Origin of the sequence: Paenibacillus melissococcoides (assembly GCA_944800085.1) — a bacterium.
GTDB classification, from domain to species: domain Bacteria; phylum Bacillota; class Bacilli; order Paenibacillales; family Paenibacillaceae; genus Paenibacillus_B; species Paenibacillus_B melissococcoides.
In genome coordinates this window covers 1-16,009 of the sequence record CALYLO010000010.1, presented here as the reverse complement: position 1 = coordinate 16,009, position 16,009 = coordinate 1, and the positions used below count along the sequence as shown (strand labels likewise).

15 protein-coding genes are annotated in these 16,009 nt (G+C 42.2%); 2 read left to right on the top strand and 13 right to left on the bottom strand.

Going from position 1 to position 16,009, the window contains the following annotated elements:
• Position 1: 1 nt before the first annotated feature.
• From OCY70_RS28335 to OCY70_RS28320, 5 genes are read right to left on the bottom strand one after another with little or no spacing between them, the layout of a single operon-like run.
• Complete coding sequence (locus tag OCY70_RS28335) at positions 2-1,282, bottom strand: hypothetical protein (protein WP_261945485.1); 1,281 nt, start codon at positions 1,280-1,282, stop codon at positions 2-4.
• A gap of 6 nt (positions 1,283-1,288) precedes the next feature.
• Positions 1,289-2,500: a hypothetical protein gene (locus tag OCY70_RS28330; RefSeq protein ID WP_261945486.1), complete on the bottom strand. Its 1,212-nt coding sequence runs from the start codon at positions 2,498-2,500 to the stop codon at positions 1,289-1,291.
• 15 nt (positions 2,501-2,515) lie between these two features.
• On the bottom strand, positions 2,516-2,896 hold the full coding sequence (locus OCY70_RS36355) for a prepilin peptidase (protein ID WP_390955184.1): 381 nt from the start codon (positions 2,894-2,896) through the stop codon (positions 2,516-2,518).
• Positions 2,897-2,933: 37 nt separating this feature from the next.
• Positions 2,934-5,348, bottom strand: a complete 2,415-nt coding sequence (locus tag OCY70_RS28325; protein ID WP_261948825.1) for a CARDB domain-containing protein — start codon at positions 5,346-5,348, stop codon at positions 2,934-2,936.
• A 13-nt stretch (positions 5,349-5,361) separates the two neighbouring features.
• A complete protein-coding gene (locus OCY70_RS28320; protein ID WP_261948824.1) occupies positions 5,362-6,249 on the bottom strand; it encodes a copper amine oxidase N-terminal domain-containing protein in 888 nt (295 codons plus the stop codon).
• 172 nt (positions 6,250-6,421) lie between these two features.
• Between OCY70_RS28320 and OCY70_RS28315 the strand changes: the two genes are divergently transcribed.
• The gene (locus OCY70_RS28315; protein WP_261945440.1) at positions 6,422-6,658 is read left to right on the top strand and encodes a helix-turn-helix domain-containing protein; all 237 of its coding nucleotides are present in this window, start codon (positions 6,422-6,424) and stop codon (positions 6,656-6,658) included.
• Positions 6,659-6,721: 63 nt separating this feature from the next.
• Here OCY70_RS28315 and OCY70_RS28310 read toward each other — a convergent pair whose 3' ends face one another.
• From OCY70_RS28310 to OCY70_RS28275, 8 genes are read right to left on the bottom strand one after another with little or no spacing between them, the layout of a single operon-like run.
• Complete coding sequence (locus tag OCY70_RS28310; protein WP_261945441.1) at positions 6,722-7,501, bottom strand: RcpC/CpaB family pilus assembly protein; 780 nt, start codon at positions 7,499-7,501, stop codon at positions 6,722-6,724.
• 12 nt (positions 7,502-7,513) lie between these two features.
• Entirely contained in the window at positions 7,514-7,951 is a 438-nt protein-coding gene (locus OCY70_RS28305) for a hypothetical protein (RefSeq protein WP_261945442.1), read from the bottom strand.
• Between the two features lie 13 nt (positions 7,952-7,964).
• Positions 7,965-8,384, bottom strand: a complete 420-nt coding sequence (locus OCY70_RS28300) for a DUF4320 family protein (protein WP_261945443.1) — start codon at positions 8,382-8,384, stop codon at positions 7,965-7,967.
• A 56-nt stretch (positions 8,385-8,440) separates the two neighbouring features.
• Positions 8,441-8,662, bottom strand: coding sequence for a hypothetical protein (locus OCY70_RS28295; RefSeq protein WP_261945444.1), 222 nt, complete (start codon positions 8,660-8,662; stop codon positions 8,441-8,443).
• A 17-nt stretch (positions 8,663-8,679) separates the two neighbouring features.
• Positions 8,680-9,570 (bottom strand): hypothetical protein, encoded by an 891-nt coding sequence (locus OCY70_RS28290; RefSeq protein WP_261945445.1) that lies wholly within the window; start codon positions 9,568-9,570, stop codon positions 8,680-8,682.
• Positions 9,571-9,582: 12 nt separating this feature from the next.
• On the bottom strand, positions 9,583-10,458 hold the full coding sequence (locus tag OCY70_RS28285) for a type II secretion system F family protein (protein ID WP_261945446.1): 876 nt from the start codon (positions 10,456-10,458) through the stop codon (positions 9,583-9,585).
• Complete coding sequence (locus OCY70_RS28280; protein ID WP_261945447.1) at positions 10,455-12,500, bottom strand: CpaF family protein; 2,046 nt, start codon at positions 12,498-12,500, stop codon at positions 10,455-10,457. Before OCY70_RS28280 ends, OCY70_RS28285 begins: the two co-directional genes overlap by 4 nt.
• Positions 12,501-12,527: 27 nt before the next feature.
• On the bottom strand, positions 12,528-15,548 hold the full coding sequence (locus OCY70_RS28275) for a hypothetical protein (RefSeq protein WP_261948823.1): 3,021 nt from the start codon (positions 15,546-15,548) through the stop codon (positions 12,528-12,530).
• 185 nt (positions 15,549-15,733) lie between these two features.
• On the opposite strand from OCY70_RS28275, the gene OCY70_RS28270 reads away from it, so the two are divergent.
• Complete coding sequence (locus OCY70_RS28270; RefSeq protein ID WP_261945449.1) at positions 15,734-15,985, top strand: helix-turn-helix domain-containing protein; 252 nt, start codon at positions 15,734-15,736, stop codon at positions 15,983-15,985.
• The last annotated feature ends 24 nt before the right edge of the window (positions 15,986-16,009 follow it).

Here is a 16,009-nt window from a genome sequence, read left to right as displayed (position 1 = left end):
CTCATATACCTTCCCATGGAATTCCCTCCTCGTCTAATTCATGCCTCTTCGTTAAGCCTCTTATCACCGAATACTCCGGAGAATCAACGACCTGGATGTTAAATGTATCCGGCATAAACAAAGCAAATTCGTCCGCAGCGTCGCCGGTAAATACTATTTTGGGTGTAAGCCGAAGTTTACTACATATACGCTTTATATGAAGTTGAAGATGGTTAACAGCCTCTTCCATCGCCAACTTACGCTCCTCCGAATTAGATATGGAACCAGTTCTTAATTCTTCCTCATGTAAATAGATACTTGTCTCTTTTGATTGAAAATAACCATATCTCTTCAACACTAATTGCATAGTGACTGGGCATAATCCGTGTGCTAGCCCTCGGTATGGGTATGGTGTACACAACAACCACTCACTTTTTTGAAATCCTATGTAATATACCAACAGCAGCTGCTCTGACGGATACCTCAGAAAGTCAGAATTGCTATGAAAATCATCTAAAATGATCGTATCAAGTACAGCTGCCGATATCATAGGGATCATGCGTATCTGATTTAATTTGAACTCAACATTTTGTTGGCCAAATCGTCCAAGCGTCATACCCTCAAATAATTGGCCACGTATTCGGTCACGTTCATTCCATTCCCAAAAATCTAGCGCGAACCATGCACCTAATGATGTACTCTCTATTCGTTGTTGCCAGATATGGGCCGCAAGCAATACAAACCATTGAGGATCCGCCAAGGAAGAAGGCCGGACTAAGTCTTTCGTTTCAGAATAGTGAAATGGAATTGCATAGCTGCCACTTTTTCCGGAACGATTGATATTAAACGTTTGGTACCCAGTGGCGTTCTGCTGGAAAACTGCCGGCAGCTCGTATATCATTTTTCGATTTCGGGCCATATATATTGAAAAATCCGAATGCACATAGATGAAGTCATGGGGCTGCTTTTCCTGAATTTCTAAATCCATTTCTTCCGGAAGAACTTCGTATAAAAAATACTGTGAGACGTGTAGTTCACAAGACCTTATCTGTTCTATAATGTAGGTGCTCATTTCACCTACAGCAAATACCGGCTGCTTTACGGTTGCTAGAAGAGCTAGGCTTGAATCTGTTACGTCATTATCAAAGGCTACCACAATCCCCGTCAAACCTTTGTCTTCCAGGGCTCCAGCTCCGTAAGCTTGTGCAATATGGGAAAAGCATTTCACAGTAGTATATAAGCTCAGTCTCCGTTCATTTCTAGCTCTCCGCTCACTTTCTGCGTCGATTATTATAACTGTCATCTAAAATCACCCGATTCCAAACAAATCTGCCCACCGTTGTGCTTCAGCATAAGTTAAATGTTTGATCCAAGATTCCTTTGCCCAAAGCGAGAAATAGATATTGCGCGGTTGATCCCGAACTATTAAATCAAAATCTCGGTTATATATCCTTCCGATTTCTTCAGTGCTAATTGGTAATTGTTCTGGATAACGATTTAAGATAAAAACATCAATTTCTGATAGAGCCGGTCTCGGTACAAACAAATGCTGTGGATCCGGAGTCGTGACAAAAACTTTTAATCCTGCAGCCTGAAAAAGAGGATGCGAAAAGTCAGTACCGCAATCAACCACAATCCAGTTTTGCAAAGCACAATTTTGGAGACTCTGTACATCAGCCAACGTGATATTACCGCTTCCCCCAAGTGCAAAGTCAATATAGGGATATTGAGGTAATGAGCAACCACCTTTTTGCTCTAAATATCCTTGAAGAGTTTGAGTTTCTCCGTGAGTATCCGCCCAGGTTGCCCGACTATGCCAACGGGCCAAGCTCCCTTCAGTATTGCCCCCCTCTATAAGAGTCACTGGCTTTTGGAGAAAGCTTGAAATACCAAAACTGATTGTAGACACACCGCTTGAAGCAAAACCACATACAGCAATCAAACGCGGTATCGTGACCGTCGATGAAAGGGAATTTTGTATCGCCTTCAGCTTGGGTTCTTGATGATTGCAATCATGATTTTCTTCCGCTACTACTTTATTTGTTTCTGTAATATAAGTTGGCTCAGGTGTATCAAAATGGGTTGGTTCTTCTAACGAAACCGAAGCTATCTGCAATCCGTTTTGGATGTACCCTAATATAAGGGCAGCATCTATTTCTTCTTCGTAAGGGGCAATGAATGCTCCCAACCGTGCCAAATCCGTTTCTACTCTATTTCTCCATTCTGCAGGCCCATCGACGGCCCAGATCACATGTGTGCGTCGTTCCAAGGCGTTCTGAGCGATCGGCACCATTTTTTCAGCATAGTGAGGATCGTCAAAATCAAAACAAAGGAGCACCTGTACAGGCAGCTCCTCTCGATAATTGTTTGTGTTCAACACAATAACTTCTGAATCTTCAAGGTTTTCAATAAGCCATTGATTTAATGCATCGTGATTAGACAATAAGCCAACCCGTGGTTTTTCATCATTTTTAGAAAGAGCCTGGTTCGTTCCAGAACGCCGAAAAAATTTCCCTATCATTCTCAGACCCACTCCTTAGTTTATGATGGTAATTAGCGCGGCTATTAAAAAGCAATGCCCCAGAGGAAATGATTTCTCTTTGAAAATCTTACGATGAACTCTCCCATATATAAATCCCAAGATAACTCCAGTCAGGAGGACTGAAGCAGCAAAGATAAAGCCTGTCGATAGCCCTAACCATGCCATCAGCTTAATATCTCCGCCTCCAATCCCCCCGTCTGAAAAATATGATACAAGAAATGGGACTCCTCCAATGACTAATGCGCTAAACAAGCACTCCCACCATTGCAGATTCCCCCAAAACAACCAGATTACGATTGTCCCGATAGTACCTATTAGAAGAAGACGATTTGGAATTATGCGAAATCGCAAATCGTAGTAGGTAGCGACCGACATTATTAGTATCACCCAATAAAAAATCATGAGAGCCCCTTTATTTTCGTTGTAAGACGTTTTGTAAATCGTCATACATTGAACCGTAAATATATAATGTTATTGGCTCACATACGGATAGACCAGTACGTGAATTAGGCAGGTCAGCCATAATTCGTACAGTAAAAGCCCCATCTGGCCAATTCTCATCGGTGTAAACCTTACGTTCTACTATCTTTTCTCCTGTACTAAATGTGTAGCTCTCCCGTGGTAGCTCCCACGTTGTTGATCCCGTTTTCTCCATCTCGATACGCTTCATAAGATTACCCTTCGTATTGTATACCAGGGCGTAAACTTGTGTTGGGCCACTATACTTGCCGCCGAACGGTGTGGCCGTATTAGGAACTTTTGTTTCCCAATCTGTCTGATAACTAATATCGGCTCTCAATTCAAATCCATAGCCGGCACGCGTAATCAGGTTCGGATCCATGCCCTTTTTCTTTGCGTACGGGATGATATCCCACGATCCTCTGCTTTCACGGTCACTAGCTTTAGGGTTATTTTTATCGGTTGCAATCCCTTGCTTCGTGTTGGCCGACACTTTAGATGTCACTTTTTCGGAGTATGAGACTTTCTTCTGGCTCCAAATCGGATCATTGTAATCTGTATAGGTTTCCGTTTCAGTTCTGCTCTTCCCGGTCTTTGCATCGGTGTAAGTGACTGTTCTCGTTTTCTCTCTGTAGCCTGTAATGACCATATAATTAACATCCCATGTTCCGGAAGGCTTCTTCGAACATGAACCACTTCCCCCGTTATTTCCACCTGCAGGATCCTTACATATCATCCCTACGTACTTCATGTTATTACTACGATCCCGGTCTTCCTTCTCTTCCAGTGGATCAACTACAATTTTTAGATTAGCTTCACCAACACGGTCTGCCCGCCAATCAAATGTAGTTGTGACAAGTTCGTTTACAGGCATATTTTTACGAACCTCGTGAATTTGCTTGTCATCAAGATAGAAACGAATCAATACGTTTTTCTGACTGGTCTTTCCCTTGTTAATTACCTTTCCAGTAATCGTGGCGCTCTTCCCTTTTGTAACAGGATTTGGGTTAGCAGTAATGGAGTAGGCAGCTAAATCCTCGTCTCCTAATGTTAGGTTAAAGGTTTTAGTAGTCGAATTGTTCTTTTCCGATCCTTCAGGTACTTCCTGAACATAGAGAGGTGATTCTGGATCATCTACCGTTCCTGTAACCTTGATGGATACTTTACCGCTTTTAACCTTAGACAGATCGACTTTTCCCAAAGGATAGTTAAATACATCCCCGTTCTTGATACCTTTAGGATGTTCCTTTAAAATGTCCCACCGCAGCTTATCATTGGTTACATCCAATTTGATGGCGCCCGTTACATTGATAACGGCCTTCATCGGTATCCCCTTATCCGTAACCAATTTCTTCAGGTCATCAGACGAAATATCGTCTCCCCAGTATTTGAATTTCAATGTGAACTGATTTTGTCCATCGGCCAAAATCTCTGAAGCCATGAAATCAATCTTGCTCCATTGGAATCCTTTTAATTGACCGGGAACAATTTTAGTCCTTCCATACCCATCATCAATGATGAAATCTACTTTCGCTTCCTTATCAACTCCCAAGAGGTACGCGAGCTGATTAGATTCAATTTCTATAGGCTTCTCTGGTTTATGAGGGCCGTATTCTTCCGTACGAACAGCCGTTATCTTTGCTGTTTTTCCATCCAGCCATCCACCACGAGGTACGGCTACAACGTTTATTCTACGTGGAGAGTATCCATTAGCCGTATAGTCTACTACAATTTTAGACCCCACATTTTTGACTGTAAGCTCAGGCCAAGCTGTTATTTCAAAATGAGCTCTTCGCTCACTTTCACTAACTTTTTCAGCGCGATCAAACTTCGCTCCCATTCTAGTTATTATCCCAGAAGTTCTCAAGAATTCTTGATTATCAACGGTATAATAGAATTCATTATCACTGTTAAAAGTAGGATCGGTTGCTGCAGAAGAGAACTTATCTTTAAAGTAATTCCATTGCTTCGCTGACAATTTTCCTTTAACCGGTGCGTAAGCACTTTCTAGTAGTTCGCTTAGCGCATCACTGGACTTGCTAACAAGGCCAAACCCATTCTCCTTGTCATAATCATCGTCCTGAAACTTTCGTTTGATGTTCATTACATCATAGTTATCTTGGATTCTTTTGCTTCCATCTGAATAATGATAGACGGCTTTCCACTGAGCCAGTTCCCAAGGACGAGTTGTACGTTCCTGAAGTGCTGGTATATATCCGTTTAACATGTTTCCTTTATGGCCATATTTCCAACCAGTGTATCTATAAGCCATTGAATTTTCACCAGCTGCTTCAGCACCGTTCGAAATAAATACAGCATTGGAGAAGAATATCATAAGGGCCAGAAGCATAGAGATTGATTTCTTCATAATAAGTTTCCCCTTAGAACTTCTTTACAACTTCGGCAAGTGGACTTGCCGTCCGTTTGTTCTTTAAGTTGTTTACAACGATCACATCACTTTTAACATCGTCGAACTGACCTTTGAGATCCTTATTCGAAGAAGATAAGTATACGAAATAGCCTTCTAAAGTTTCATCTTCATGAGCCAAATAAAAGCCGACATATCCATTATTGCCTAACTTATAACGGTACTCTTTCCCTTGCTTCAGCTCTTCGTTTTTCCCCCAGTCTAAGAATGAAGCTCCGGAACGTTCCAGCTTCGGAACAGTGAATACTAATTCACCTTTGTCGATACGCATGTTATTCTTGAAGAGGTACGGCGCTAAGCTCTTATATTTAGGATCAAGCTCGAAACCTACATAGGGGCCATTAGGTTTAGGTTTATTGCTATCTGGCTTCTCTGTTCCTGGAGTCGGAGCATCTGCATAATAAATATCTACAAAGCTCCATCCCTTCTCCTTTTTCAAATCCACTTTGGCTCCAATTTGTTCGCTAATAAAACGAAGTGGTACCATTACCCGATTGCTGACTTCCATGGCCGGTGCATCGATGCTTTGCTTCACACCATTAACGACCGCAACCCTTTGTCCGCGTGACAGTTCGATTTTCGAACCGGCTGCCGTCTTCACGGTGACGGTTTTTGTCTTGTTGTTCCATTCAACCTTTTCGCCCAGGGCCTGGCTGACGAAACGAATTGGTACGTACGTTCTATTCGTTGTCGTGTCGATGAAAGGTTTAACGTCTGATTTCATTTCTACTTTGTTAACTTTGACCGTTACATCGTAGCTGTATCGTGGAGCTGCAGCTACTGAACTACTAATTGTCAAACCAAAAACCAAGGCAGTTACAATAAGCTTTTTCAGTTTCATGATAAGTCCTCCTTCAAGATATGATTTTTCATACTCCCCCCACTACTGTGTTAATATGAGGGTAAAGGGAGCAGTTTAGCTGGAATAAATCAACATCACACTTCCGTTAAGTAACACTTAACTTCAACTATTATAATAGTTCATTTTGAAAATTTTAACAAGAGGTGTAGCTATGGAATGGAGAACTAATTTTAGTTCTCGTTTAAAAGAGTTACGGAAAATAAATAACGTCTCTCTAGACTCTTTGAAAGACAATATCGGAATTACTAAAGCGGCACTAAGTCAATTTGAAAACAGAACCTCTTCACCTTCTATTAAGACACTGATATCTATAGCTGACTTTTTTGGAGTTTCAACGGATTATCTTCTTGGCCGGACAGATAACCCGGAAGTGCTAGAAAAAAAATAAAGGCGATGTGAGCAGCCCTTCACGTCGCCTCTCTTACTGATTTTTCAGCTCACTCTTGGTTTATTATTTTTTCTGATCGTCAGTTTCATTGGGTTCTGGTGTTTGTTCTTTATCCAGCGCTCCCTTTTTTGGTATATGTGTACCATCTACACCAGTAGGCAGCAAGTGAATTTTCCCTTCTTGTTGATACTTGACAAGTATTCTTGCAGTCTCCTCATCTGGCGCAGCAACAACAGCCAATGACGGAATTTTATTTGTTGCCGCTTTATCCCCCGGTTCCAATCCTTCTGGAGTTTGCCTTTCAACAACCAAAAGTTTTGATAGCTTAGGATTATCTTGCGGACTTATGACTCTTCCAGGTTGCTTCACCCCTCGCATATCAACTTCATCATCTTTCACATAAATATACGCGTCAGCTAGTGTACCAGGTTTAATGTTGTCGCCTACGGACTGCACCTGATCTACAGCAATCCCGACTAAAACCTGGCCTTTTTTCAGCATCACACCAAGACCAGCTGCAGAATCCTGACCTTTTGTAATAAAGGACTTTTGAATTGGTTTTCCTGATATGAATCCAATTTCCCCGGAGAACCATTCTTCACCTTCAATCTCTTGTAATGTAAAGACAGCATCTGAAGGTATTTCACTTTCGACCATTTTTCGAGACTCCACTTTTCCTTGAATCCCTTCAAATGGCTTAATCGTGTCTTTCGCTACAATCACATCTTTTAAGTTGGTATTACTTTTGACTGTCGAAGAAACACCCACAGCCCCTATGCCCGAGATCAGTAATGCCCCCAGTATAATGACAATGTTTCTCGTTTTATTATTCCATTTGAACATGTTAAGCTCCACCTACTTATACTCAGTGAGATATGGCGTTCGCTTAGGTACTTCAATCTCATACCCATCCATCCCAACCAAACGCATGATTCCAATTCTTAAAGTGCCTCGATAAACGGCTTCGACCCGTGGTACCCCGTTTGAGTTGTGAGTTACTTTAACTTCTAAACGGCCCTTACGAAATGCATCTGAACTTAAAGTTTCATCTAAGTTCAGATTTTTTCTTAGTACGCTTACGACTCCTTGTCTTACACGAGTTTCATCGAGCCTGACATCCCCGCGCCCAGTGTCGCCAGATACTGTACCGTGTATAATTCCACTATCTACTGCTATAATAAGGGCCTTTTTAATTTCTTCTCTTGCGGTATATACACTTTGAACCTCAACCGTAACTATGAACCCAATCACCAAAAAATAAATAACAAATATCACTTTTATTCCTGAGTTCATTTCTTTTCTTCACCTAATTTCTAATAAGGAGCCGAGCTAAACCTGAACTACTAGCGTTTACATCCCATACTAGTTCACGCCCAAGAGGACGTAACGCAACACAGGTATATGTAGTATGCGCCCTAATCTCAATGATTTCTCCTCGCTGCACCGGCCCAGGAGTTCCCTGTACCTGAATCTTTGAACGTTCTAATCCGAATTTTTCAGCCAGGTCATAAAATTGATTTCTCAATTGTGCATCAAAACCATTTTGGGCCTGCGCTAAATCCAATGTATCATCTGTAGCCGAACTTAATTTATCATGCGTACGCAAGTAACCGAAGATATCAACTAATGCAAATGAAAGAATTATAATTACAGCCATGATGATTAGAACGGATGTCCCAGTTATATCTCCTCGTTCATTTTTGAGTATAATTCCAGCTTTATTCATTCGGTGCAGAGTCTATTTCTTCTCCAGAAATAGACTCTTCCTCCTACCTCGTTATTTTAGCCCAGAATAGTCATAACTTTGGCCTTCACGCCGTTCAGGAGCTCTGGTAGCCATCCACTAATAAAGCCCCAAATAACAACAACAGCCGCGACACCAATAACAATCCAGCCGACTTGGGAAGTCGAGGTTGCATCCCCACGTTGATTAGTCAATACCAGACATGCCTTTGTTTGTACCTCATGCATTTTACGAGCAGCCTTTACCATTAATGTTTTCATCTTCTCTTCTCCCTTTATCAAAATATTTGTTGAAGCTTTCCAAATACTTGGACTAATACAAAAATTACAGATCCTAATGCAACAATAATCATTAAGAACGTGTAGAGTTGTGCTTGCTCTGGTTTCCCTTTTGTTAACTCTTCCAGTGCTACGCGACGTAATTGCCTTAACTCAACTTTAATATCATCAAAATAAGCAGCGGCACTCTCATAACCTTGCTGTATTCCTATCTTTACCGCTGTTGAAAACTGGAGCATTACCGGAACAGTCGTTTCTTTTGCAAAGATTTCTAACGCTTCTTCTGTTCTCATATATTGCATATTTGCATTCAGGCGGCGTAACAGATGCTTTAATTTTGGCCCGCTGGTCTGCTCTACTTCTTGAAAAACCTGAATGAAAGGCTTACCGGTTTCTAACGCAATCATTAGCTTATCGATAAGCATGGGAAGATCTTTGGTTATTTCCCTTTGAAGCTTCTCAAAGCTCTTTTTCGTGTCCTTTACATCTCGATAAAATGCAATTCCAACAGCTACTGGATATGTAATTAATAGTGTCGGAGATATAACCAACAAAAATAATGTAGGAAGCGCGAAAATAGCTGATCTGATTAGCTTTTTTACTAGCATAGCCTCGACGCTTGGATATTCGCCTACAACTTCGACCATATTCTTCATTTTGGGGCCAAGGATGTATTCAATTCCAAGAATCTTTTTACACCATGGCACGACTTTGTTTAACAGAAAATTCTCTAAGCCTTTCTGCTGACCTGCAGTCGACAACTCTGATGCTATTTGAAGCGTACGTTTTGAATATTTTTGCTGGCTAGCAAAGCCTGGGAGGGCTTTTTGTAATATAAACAATGAAAAAATAAATGCTCCCAGGAAGATTAATATTACTGAAGCAGCCATATATCCCCCCTCCTATAAATCAGTAAGATTCAGAGATAAACATTCGGTTTTGCGTAGTATACAGAACATAATGGTTCCCACAAAAATCGTAATGTATATCTGGCCAGAAACGGTGTCCATAAAGACATTGACATTATTCGTATTTATTCCACTTAGAAGCAAGGGAAGACAGGTCAGCATGGCTGCTTGTACATATGTTGACTTCATCTCTGACTTTGCCTTAATCTGAAGCTCCTTCACGTAGATTGCATCCTCACTCATTCCTCTTATTGTTTCTTTCAGAGAATTAACAGCTTTCAAGGTGTATCCATTCTCTTCTGCTGTTAAGAGCTTATCCGCAAACTCATTGAAACGTCTTAATCTTATCTTTTCTTTAAGTTCTAACAACACTCTATCCAGAGAGAATCCCATCTGTAAGGAATCCGATGCTTCCTTAAAATAAGGCTTCACGACTCCATCGTAATCTTCCAAGGCCTCTTTCATTGCATGGGCAGCATTAGAAAAATCCAGAAGCTTGCTTGTATAAATTTTCAAAAATTCCGGTGTTTCAAATAGCATTTCATTTCTTCGACTTCTCTGCCTGCTCTTCACTAGATGAAGTGGAACCGTGTAGCCTAGTAATACTCCAAGGGCAATAAAGAAGTAATTACCTATTAACAGAGCAATAAACAACCCTATCAGAAAAGAACTAATAACCAGCGTGACATAAATAGTAGCCGTCATTTCAGTGCCTGTTGAATTCGTCTTCTTCTGAATTTTTTCGTATCCCAAGGCAGAAGCTAATACATTCGCACCTTTCTCATATTTATTTGATGTTGTTGGTACTGGTTTCAACAAAAGAAATAAAGCTACTCCCCAGACTACAAGGAGAAACGGAAACAATATCATGCTTCACACCATCTTTCAATTACTTCAAGCGGAGCTCTTTTTTGAATCAATTTAACTTTCATTTTCTTCAGTTTATTTACAAATACATGCTTACCGGAAACCGGATCAAAAATGAAAATTGGATTCAGCTCTGGTGTTTGACCATCTTTAAAAGAAATCAACTCGCTTATTTCCATAACTCGCCTTCTACCGTGATCATTAGCCTGATGTATTATCAGATCAACAGTAGAAGCTACTTGAGCGGCAGCTATTTCATTATTTCCTGCCAACTGCATCATTCTGACGGCACCTAATGCAGCGCTATTCGCGTGTATCGTTTTTGCAACTGCATGCCCCGTGTTGGCGGCTTCAAGTGCTTGTACCGCAGCGTGATTATCTCGAACCTCACCAATAAATATCCAATCCGGATTTTGTCGCAAAGTAGTTTTTACAAGTCGGCCAATATCAAAGCGCTTTTTCTCATTCTCGTGCTCTCTTACCAAAAGCGATACGATATTAGGGTATTCCTTATAAGCTATCTTTTCTTTTAACATCATCTCCTGGCTATCCTCGATAGTGAGGATTTTTGTAATGCTCGGAAGATATAACGGGATCCTGATCAATTGACTCGTTTTCCCTGAGTTAGTGCCCCCACAAATAAGCGAATTGGGACCGCAAGGGAAAATATCTTGGAAAAATTCCACCATCTCTTCACTGAGATTGCCGTACTCTACACACTGCTCATCGGAATAAACATCCGGAGGGAATTTTCTAATAGAAATTGTTGGTGTATTGGCGCTAACCCCACCCTTTGATCGATCTAAGGTTACGCAGATCCTAAAACCACGATAGTTTGCATCAATGACCGGTTCATTTGCTGATAGAGTTTTCCCCATTGGCATCAACATTTTAGCAATTATTGCGTACATATGATCTGTATCCTGGAAACGAATAGTAGCATCATGATCTGGAACTCCATTTTGTTCAATAATTGTTTCAGTCGGTGAATTAACTTCGATGCTCGTAATGGTCGGTTCATCAAGGGCTTCTTGGAGAACCCCTAGCTCAGTAATCTCTTTTTGCAACAAAGTGATAATACGGTCTAATGATGTTTGAAAAATGAAGTCTTTTTGTTCCCTTACTAAATCGGCAATATAGTAGCAAACTTTTTTTCGAGCATTTTCGTTATACATTTGCATAACAAAATCATCATTATACCTATCACGTAGAATTATTCGGACACGATTTAATAGTTTTTTCATTTGTTCACTATCCGAAATTGACAATTGAGCCTGATCAATTTTTGAAAGTACCTTTGACGGTACATGCTCTATTGGATTAATGAAACCAACATGCTCCGTATATTCCTCTTTAGTCGATTGTTCTTCGACCTCCGATAAATTGAAAGATAACTTTAGAACATCCTGGACGCTTCGTACTACGGGTACCGGCAATTCGATATTTTTCAAAGGACTGTATAATACTATTCGGTCTTTCGAAATACCGTAATCTTCGATAAGCTTTTGATAAGTTAAATAAGTCCATGCCATTTCCGTAAGTTTTTCGAAATAAAGTATAATGACGTCTGAACATCGCAGAGAATAGAACGTCATTGGACTAATCATCTGTCCCTGCAAACTGTAAACAAGAGTGTCATAATACTGAAGCATTGAATGTTTCAGTTTTAAAGGAAGTTCTATCAAGCTGCGAGTTGAACTCATTTTCAATAGTACCGGCAAATCCGGTTGAGCTTTAGGATTAACGAGAATCGAATCACAATCGCCAAGCTTCTGTACGTAGCTTTCGTAAGAAACAACGTCTTTGCGTTCAAAATCAAGTAGAAGCTGCTCTACTGACTTCGATTTATCGAAGGTCAAATCTGGAAAGTGATTAGCTAGCCTTGGGATTCCCAGACACGGGAACTCCACGATAACACCTTTACTTCTTGCCTTGGCCAGTTCAATGCCAACAGAACTTACATCCACTCCGTATGGTGAATATACGGAATATGAGAGCTTGGGTCTTTCAATAGTTTCAACTGTTTTATTTTTTCGCCCAAACAAAGTAGTCTCAACTCCCCACTACATTTTCTAACCTCGATTGAACCAGAAACGTTTAGGTTTCACTATATTAGGTTCACTGATTCCTAACAGTAGCTCATATTGCCTTTCAACCTCCGCTGTTAACATAAAGGCATCCGGATTATAAATACCTTGATTTAGACTGACATTCAGCTGCTGCATTAATTGTCGTGGAAATGTTGAGGTAATCTCCTCAAATATCCCTTTGCTTGCAAAGTTCAAAATAATATGAACATGATTAAGGAAGTTTTTCTCGGTCAGTATCTTTACCGCCTCTGACAGCTGGTCAAAGCTCCAAATAGAGGACTGGCCCACCAAGATTTTTATTTGGCTTCTAACAAATTCTTTTGTAACAGATGCAGGCAATTTATTTCTGACCAAAGCCCCCATATCCGCTATAACATATTGGTATGTTCCACTTCCTATAATCTGATAAAGCCCTTCTTCTGACATTCGTGCATAGTAATTCACATTATTAATGACAAAAGGGTTCTCTCTCTTTTCAGCAAATTTATAAAAGACAAGACTTTCATGATTCATCTCTACGCATGCGACCCGATAACCTCGCCTTGCAAGAAAGTTCGCAATTTGTACAGACTGATGTGTTGAGCCGACACATGGTGCAACCCCACCAACAGCAACTACCATAGTTCTATTAGATGACTCATTTAGCGGTGTCCAGTTAAATGCTTCCCCCCTCGTACTGATGTTTTGTCTTTCCTCTGGAATATTAGATTGTTCATTTACTTCTGGAATTTTTGGATCTTGTTTCATCGTTGACATTAAACTACGAAACTCATTAGGTATTACAGTTGGTTCAATCGATACTTTTGTGTCTCTGCTTACTTGTTTATCTTCTAATTCCTCTCCCTGTTGAGACACTTCCTGTCGTTTATTTTCCTCGTTTGTCAATGCTGGAACTTCATAGAGAGCTGAAGCATCCCGAATCTTTTCGATGGAAGATAAAAACAAGAGACTTTCATCAGACGAACTCACCTGGCAGTCTTCACCTCCTCCCAGTAGTGAATTCGGTTGTTCCGGATACCCTGGAAGCTGTTCCTCTTCATCCACGACGTCGAGCTCCTCTGCAGCTGCCACTTCCAGCTCTTCGGACTCCATTACCAGCTCTACTGGCTCTTCCTCTGGCTTCGGATACCCTGGAAGGTGTTCCTCTTCATCCACGACGTCGAGTTCCTCTGCAGCTGCCACTTCCAGCTCTTCGGACTCCATTACCGGCTCTACTGCCTCTTCCTCTGGATCCGGATACCCTGGAAGCTGTTCCTCTTCATCCACGACGTCGAGCTCCTCTGCAGCTGCCACTTCCAGCTCTTCGGACTCCATTACCGGCTCTACTGCCTCTTCCTCTGGATCCGGATACCCTGGAAGCTGTTCCTCTTCTACGACGTCGAACTCCTCTGCAGCTGCCACTTCCAGCTCTTCGGACTCCATTACCGGCTCTACTGCCTCTTCCTCTGGATCCGGATACCCTGGAAGCTGTTCCTCTTCATCCACGACGTCGAGCTCCTCTGCAGCTGCCACTTCCAGCTCTTCGGACTCCATTACCGGCTCTACCGCCTCTTCCTCTGGATCCGGATACCCTGGAAGCTGTTCCTCTTCATCCACGACGTCGAGCTCCTCTGCAGCTGCCACTTCCAGCTCTTCGGACTCCATTACCGGCTCTACCGCCTCTTCCTCTGGATCCGGATACCCTGGAAGCTGTTCCTCTTCATCCACGACGTCGAGCTCCTCTGCAGATGCCACTTCCAGCTCTTCGGACTCCATTACCGGCTCTACTGCCTCTTCCTCTGGATCCGGATACCCTGGAAGCTGTTCCTCTTCATCCACGACGTCGAGCTCCTCTGCAGATGCCACTTCCAGCTCTTCGGACTCCATTACCGGCTCTACCGCCTCTTCCTCTGGATCCGGATACCCTGGAAGCTGTTCCTCTTCATCCACGATGTCGAGCTCCTCTGCAGCTGCCACTTCCAGCTCTTCGGACTCCATTACCGGCTCTACTGCCTCTTCCTCTGGATCCGGATACCCTGGAAGCTGTTCCTCTTCTACGACGTCGAGCTCCTCTGCAGATGCCACTTCCAGCTCTTCGGACTCCATTACCGGCTCTACTGCCTCTTCCTCTGGATCCGGATACCCTGGAAGCTGTTCCTCTTCTACGACGTCGAGCTCCTCTGCAGATGCCACTTCCAGCTCTTCGGACTCCATTGCCGGCTCTACTGCCTCTTCCTCTGGATCCGGATACCCTGGAAGCTGTTCCTCTTCTACGACGTCGAGCTCCTCTGCAGCTGCCACTTCCAGCTCTTCGGACTCCATTACCGGCTCTACTGCCTCTTCCTCTGGATCCGGATACCCTGGAAGCTGTTCCTCTTCTACGACGTCGAGCTCCTCTGCAGATGCCACTTCCAGCTCTTCGGACTCCATTGCCGGCTCTACTGCCTCTTCCTCTGGATCCGGATACCCTGGAAGCTGTTCCTCTTCTACGACGTCGAGCTCCTCTGCAGCTGCCGCTTCCAGCTCTTCGGACTCCATTGCCGCCTCTACTGGCTCTTCCTCTGGATCCGGATGCCTTGGTAGCCCTTCCTCTTCATTCACGACGTCGAGCTCCTCTGCAGCTGCCGCTTCCAGCTCTTCGGACTCCATTGCCGCCTCTACTGGCTCTTCCTCTGGATCCGGATGCCCTGGAAGCCCTTCCTCTTCATCCACGACGTCGAGCTCCTCTGCAGTCCCTGCCTGCTTTTCCGCTGAAATTTGTTCATTCTGAATAGACAATATTTGTTTCTTTAGATCTTCGATCTTACCGCTATATTCAAAACATACTGCGCCTGAAGCTGATATTGCTTCCTTAGCGGTGTCATACCAAATCATATATTTATCTAGTACAACCAACTTTTCACCCGTATCATTCAAGAGATTTTGGAGCTCACCCAGATTTTTTGGTCTTAAAACATCTTGCTCTGGGAAAATCTTCGATACTCTTTTGAAGACGGATTCAGAACGAAGCATTGCGATGATCATTGTGGACACTCCTAAACTAAAGTGCGATATAATAGCAATACCGAGAAGCACTATCTGTAAATTTATGTTAAAACGTTTGACTTTTTTGATAATTCCACTATATAAAGTACAGTCTTTCGACCTAATTATCAATACATCAGCAGCCATTTTTGCCAGAATTTTGTGCATTTAGGGGTGGTTTTTTTGTGATTCTCGTTTGTAAGCTCAAAGAACTAATTGAAAACGAATACCCTTGGATAAACAACAAAAGATTGGCTCAAGATTTAGGGGTTCCCTATTCTGCCATAAACGACCTGTATAACAATAGCTCATCAAGGCTTAACATAGCTTTAGTAGCTGAGCTTTGTTATTACTTCAATGTCTCACCAGGGAAACTAATTGTTTTGGAAGAGGTAAATGAAAATCATGATGAGGTTAAAATAACTTTCAGTCCATAACGTTGGATATAGGAGGCAGCCATT

What these genes read in the sequence shown, in the direction of transcription:
- OCY70_RS28335 (WP_261945485.1), bottom strand. Translation starts at nt 1,282, where the DNA reads ATGACAGTTATAATAATCGACGCAGAAAGTGAGCGGAGAGCTAGAAAT.
- OCY70_RS28330 (WP_261945486.1), bottom strand. Translation starts at nt 2,500, where the DNA reads ATGATAGGGAAATTTTTTCGGCGTTCTGGAACGAACCAGGCTCTTTCT.
- OCY70_RS36355 (WP_390955184.1), bottom strand. Translation starts at nt 2,896, where the DNA reads ATGTCGGTCGCTACCTACTACGATTTGCGATTTCGCATAATTCCAAAT.
- OCY70_RS28325 (WP_261948825.1), bottom strand. Translation starts at nt 5,348, where the DNA reads ATGAAGAAATCAATCTCTATGCTTCTGGCCCTTATGATATTCTTCTCC.
- OCY70_RS28320 (WP_261948824.1), bottom strand. Translation starts at nt 6,249, where the DNA reads ATGAAACTGAAAAAGCTTATTGTAACTGCCTTGGTTTTTGGTTTGACA.
- OCY70_RS28315 (WP_261945440.1), top strand. Translation starts at nt 6,422, where the DNA reads ATGGAATGGAGAACTAATTTTAGTTCTCGTTTAAAAGAGTTACGGAAA.
- OCY70_RS28310 (WP_261945441.1), bottom strand. Translation starts at nt 7,501, where the DNA reads ATGTTCAAATGGAATAATAAAACGAGAAACATTGTCATTATACTGGGG.
- OCY70_RS28305 (WP_261945442.1), bottom strand. Translation starts at nt 7,951, where the DNA reads ATGAACTCAGGAATAAAAGTGATATTTGTTATTTATTTTTTGGTGATT.
- OCY70_RS28300 (WP_261945443.1), bottom strand. Translation starts at nt 8,384, where the DNA reads ATGAATAAAGCTGGAATTATACTCAAAAATGAACGAGGAGATATAACT.
- OCY70_RS28295 (WP_261945444.1), bottom strand. Translation starts at nt 8,662, where the DNA reads ATGAAAACATTAATGGTAAAGGCTGCTCGTAAAATGCATGAGGTACAA.
- OCY70_RS28290 (WP_261945445.1), bottom strand. Translation starts at nt 9,570, where the DNA reads ATGGCTGCTTCAGTAATATTAATCTTCCTGGGAGCATTTATTTTTTCA.
- OCY70_RS28285 (WP_261945446.1), bottom strand. Translation starts at nt 10,458, where the DNA reads ATGATATTGTTTCCGTTTCTCCTTGTAGTCTGGGGAGTAGCTTTATTT.
- OCY70_RS28275 (WP_261948823.1), bottom strand. Translation starts at nt 15,548, where the DNA reads ATGATCATCGCAATGCTTCGTTCTGAATCCGTCTTCAAAAGAGTATCG.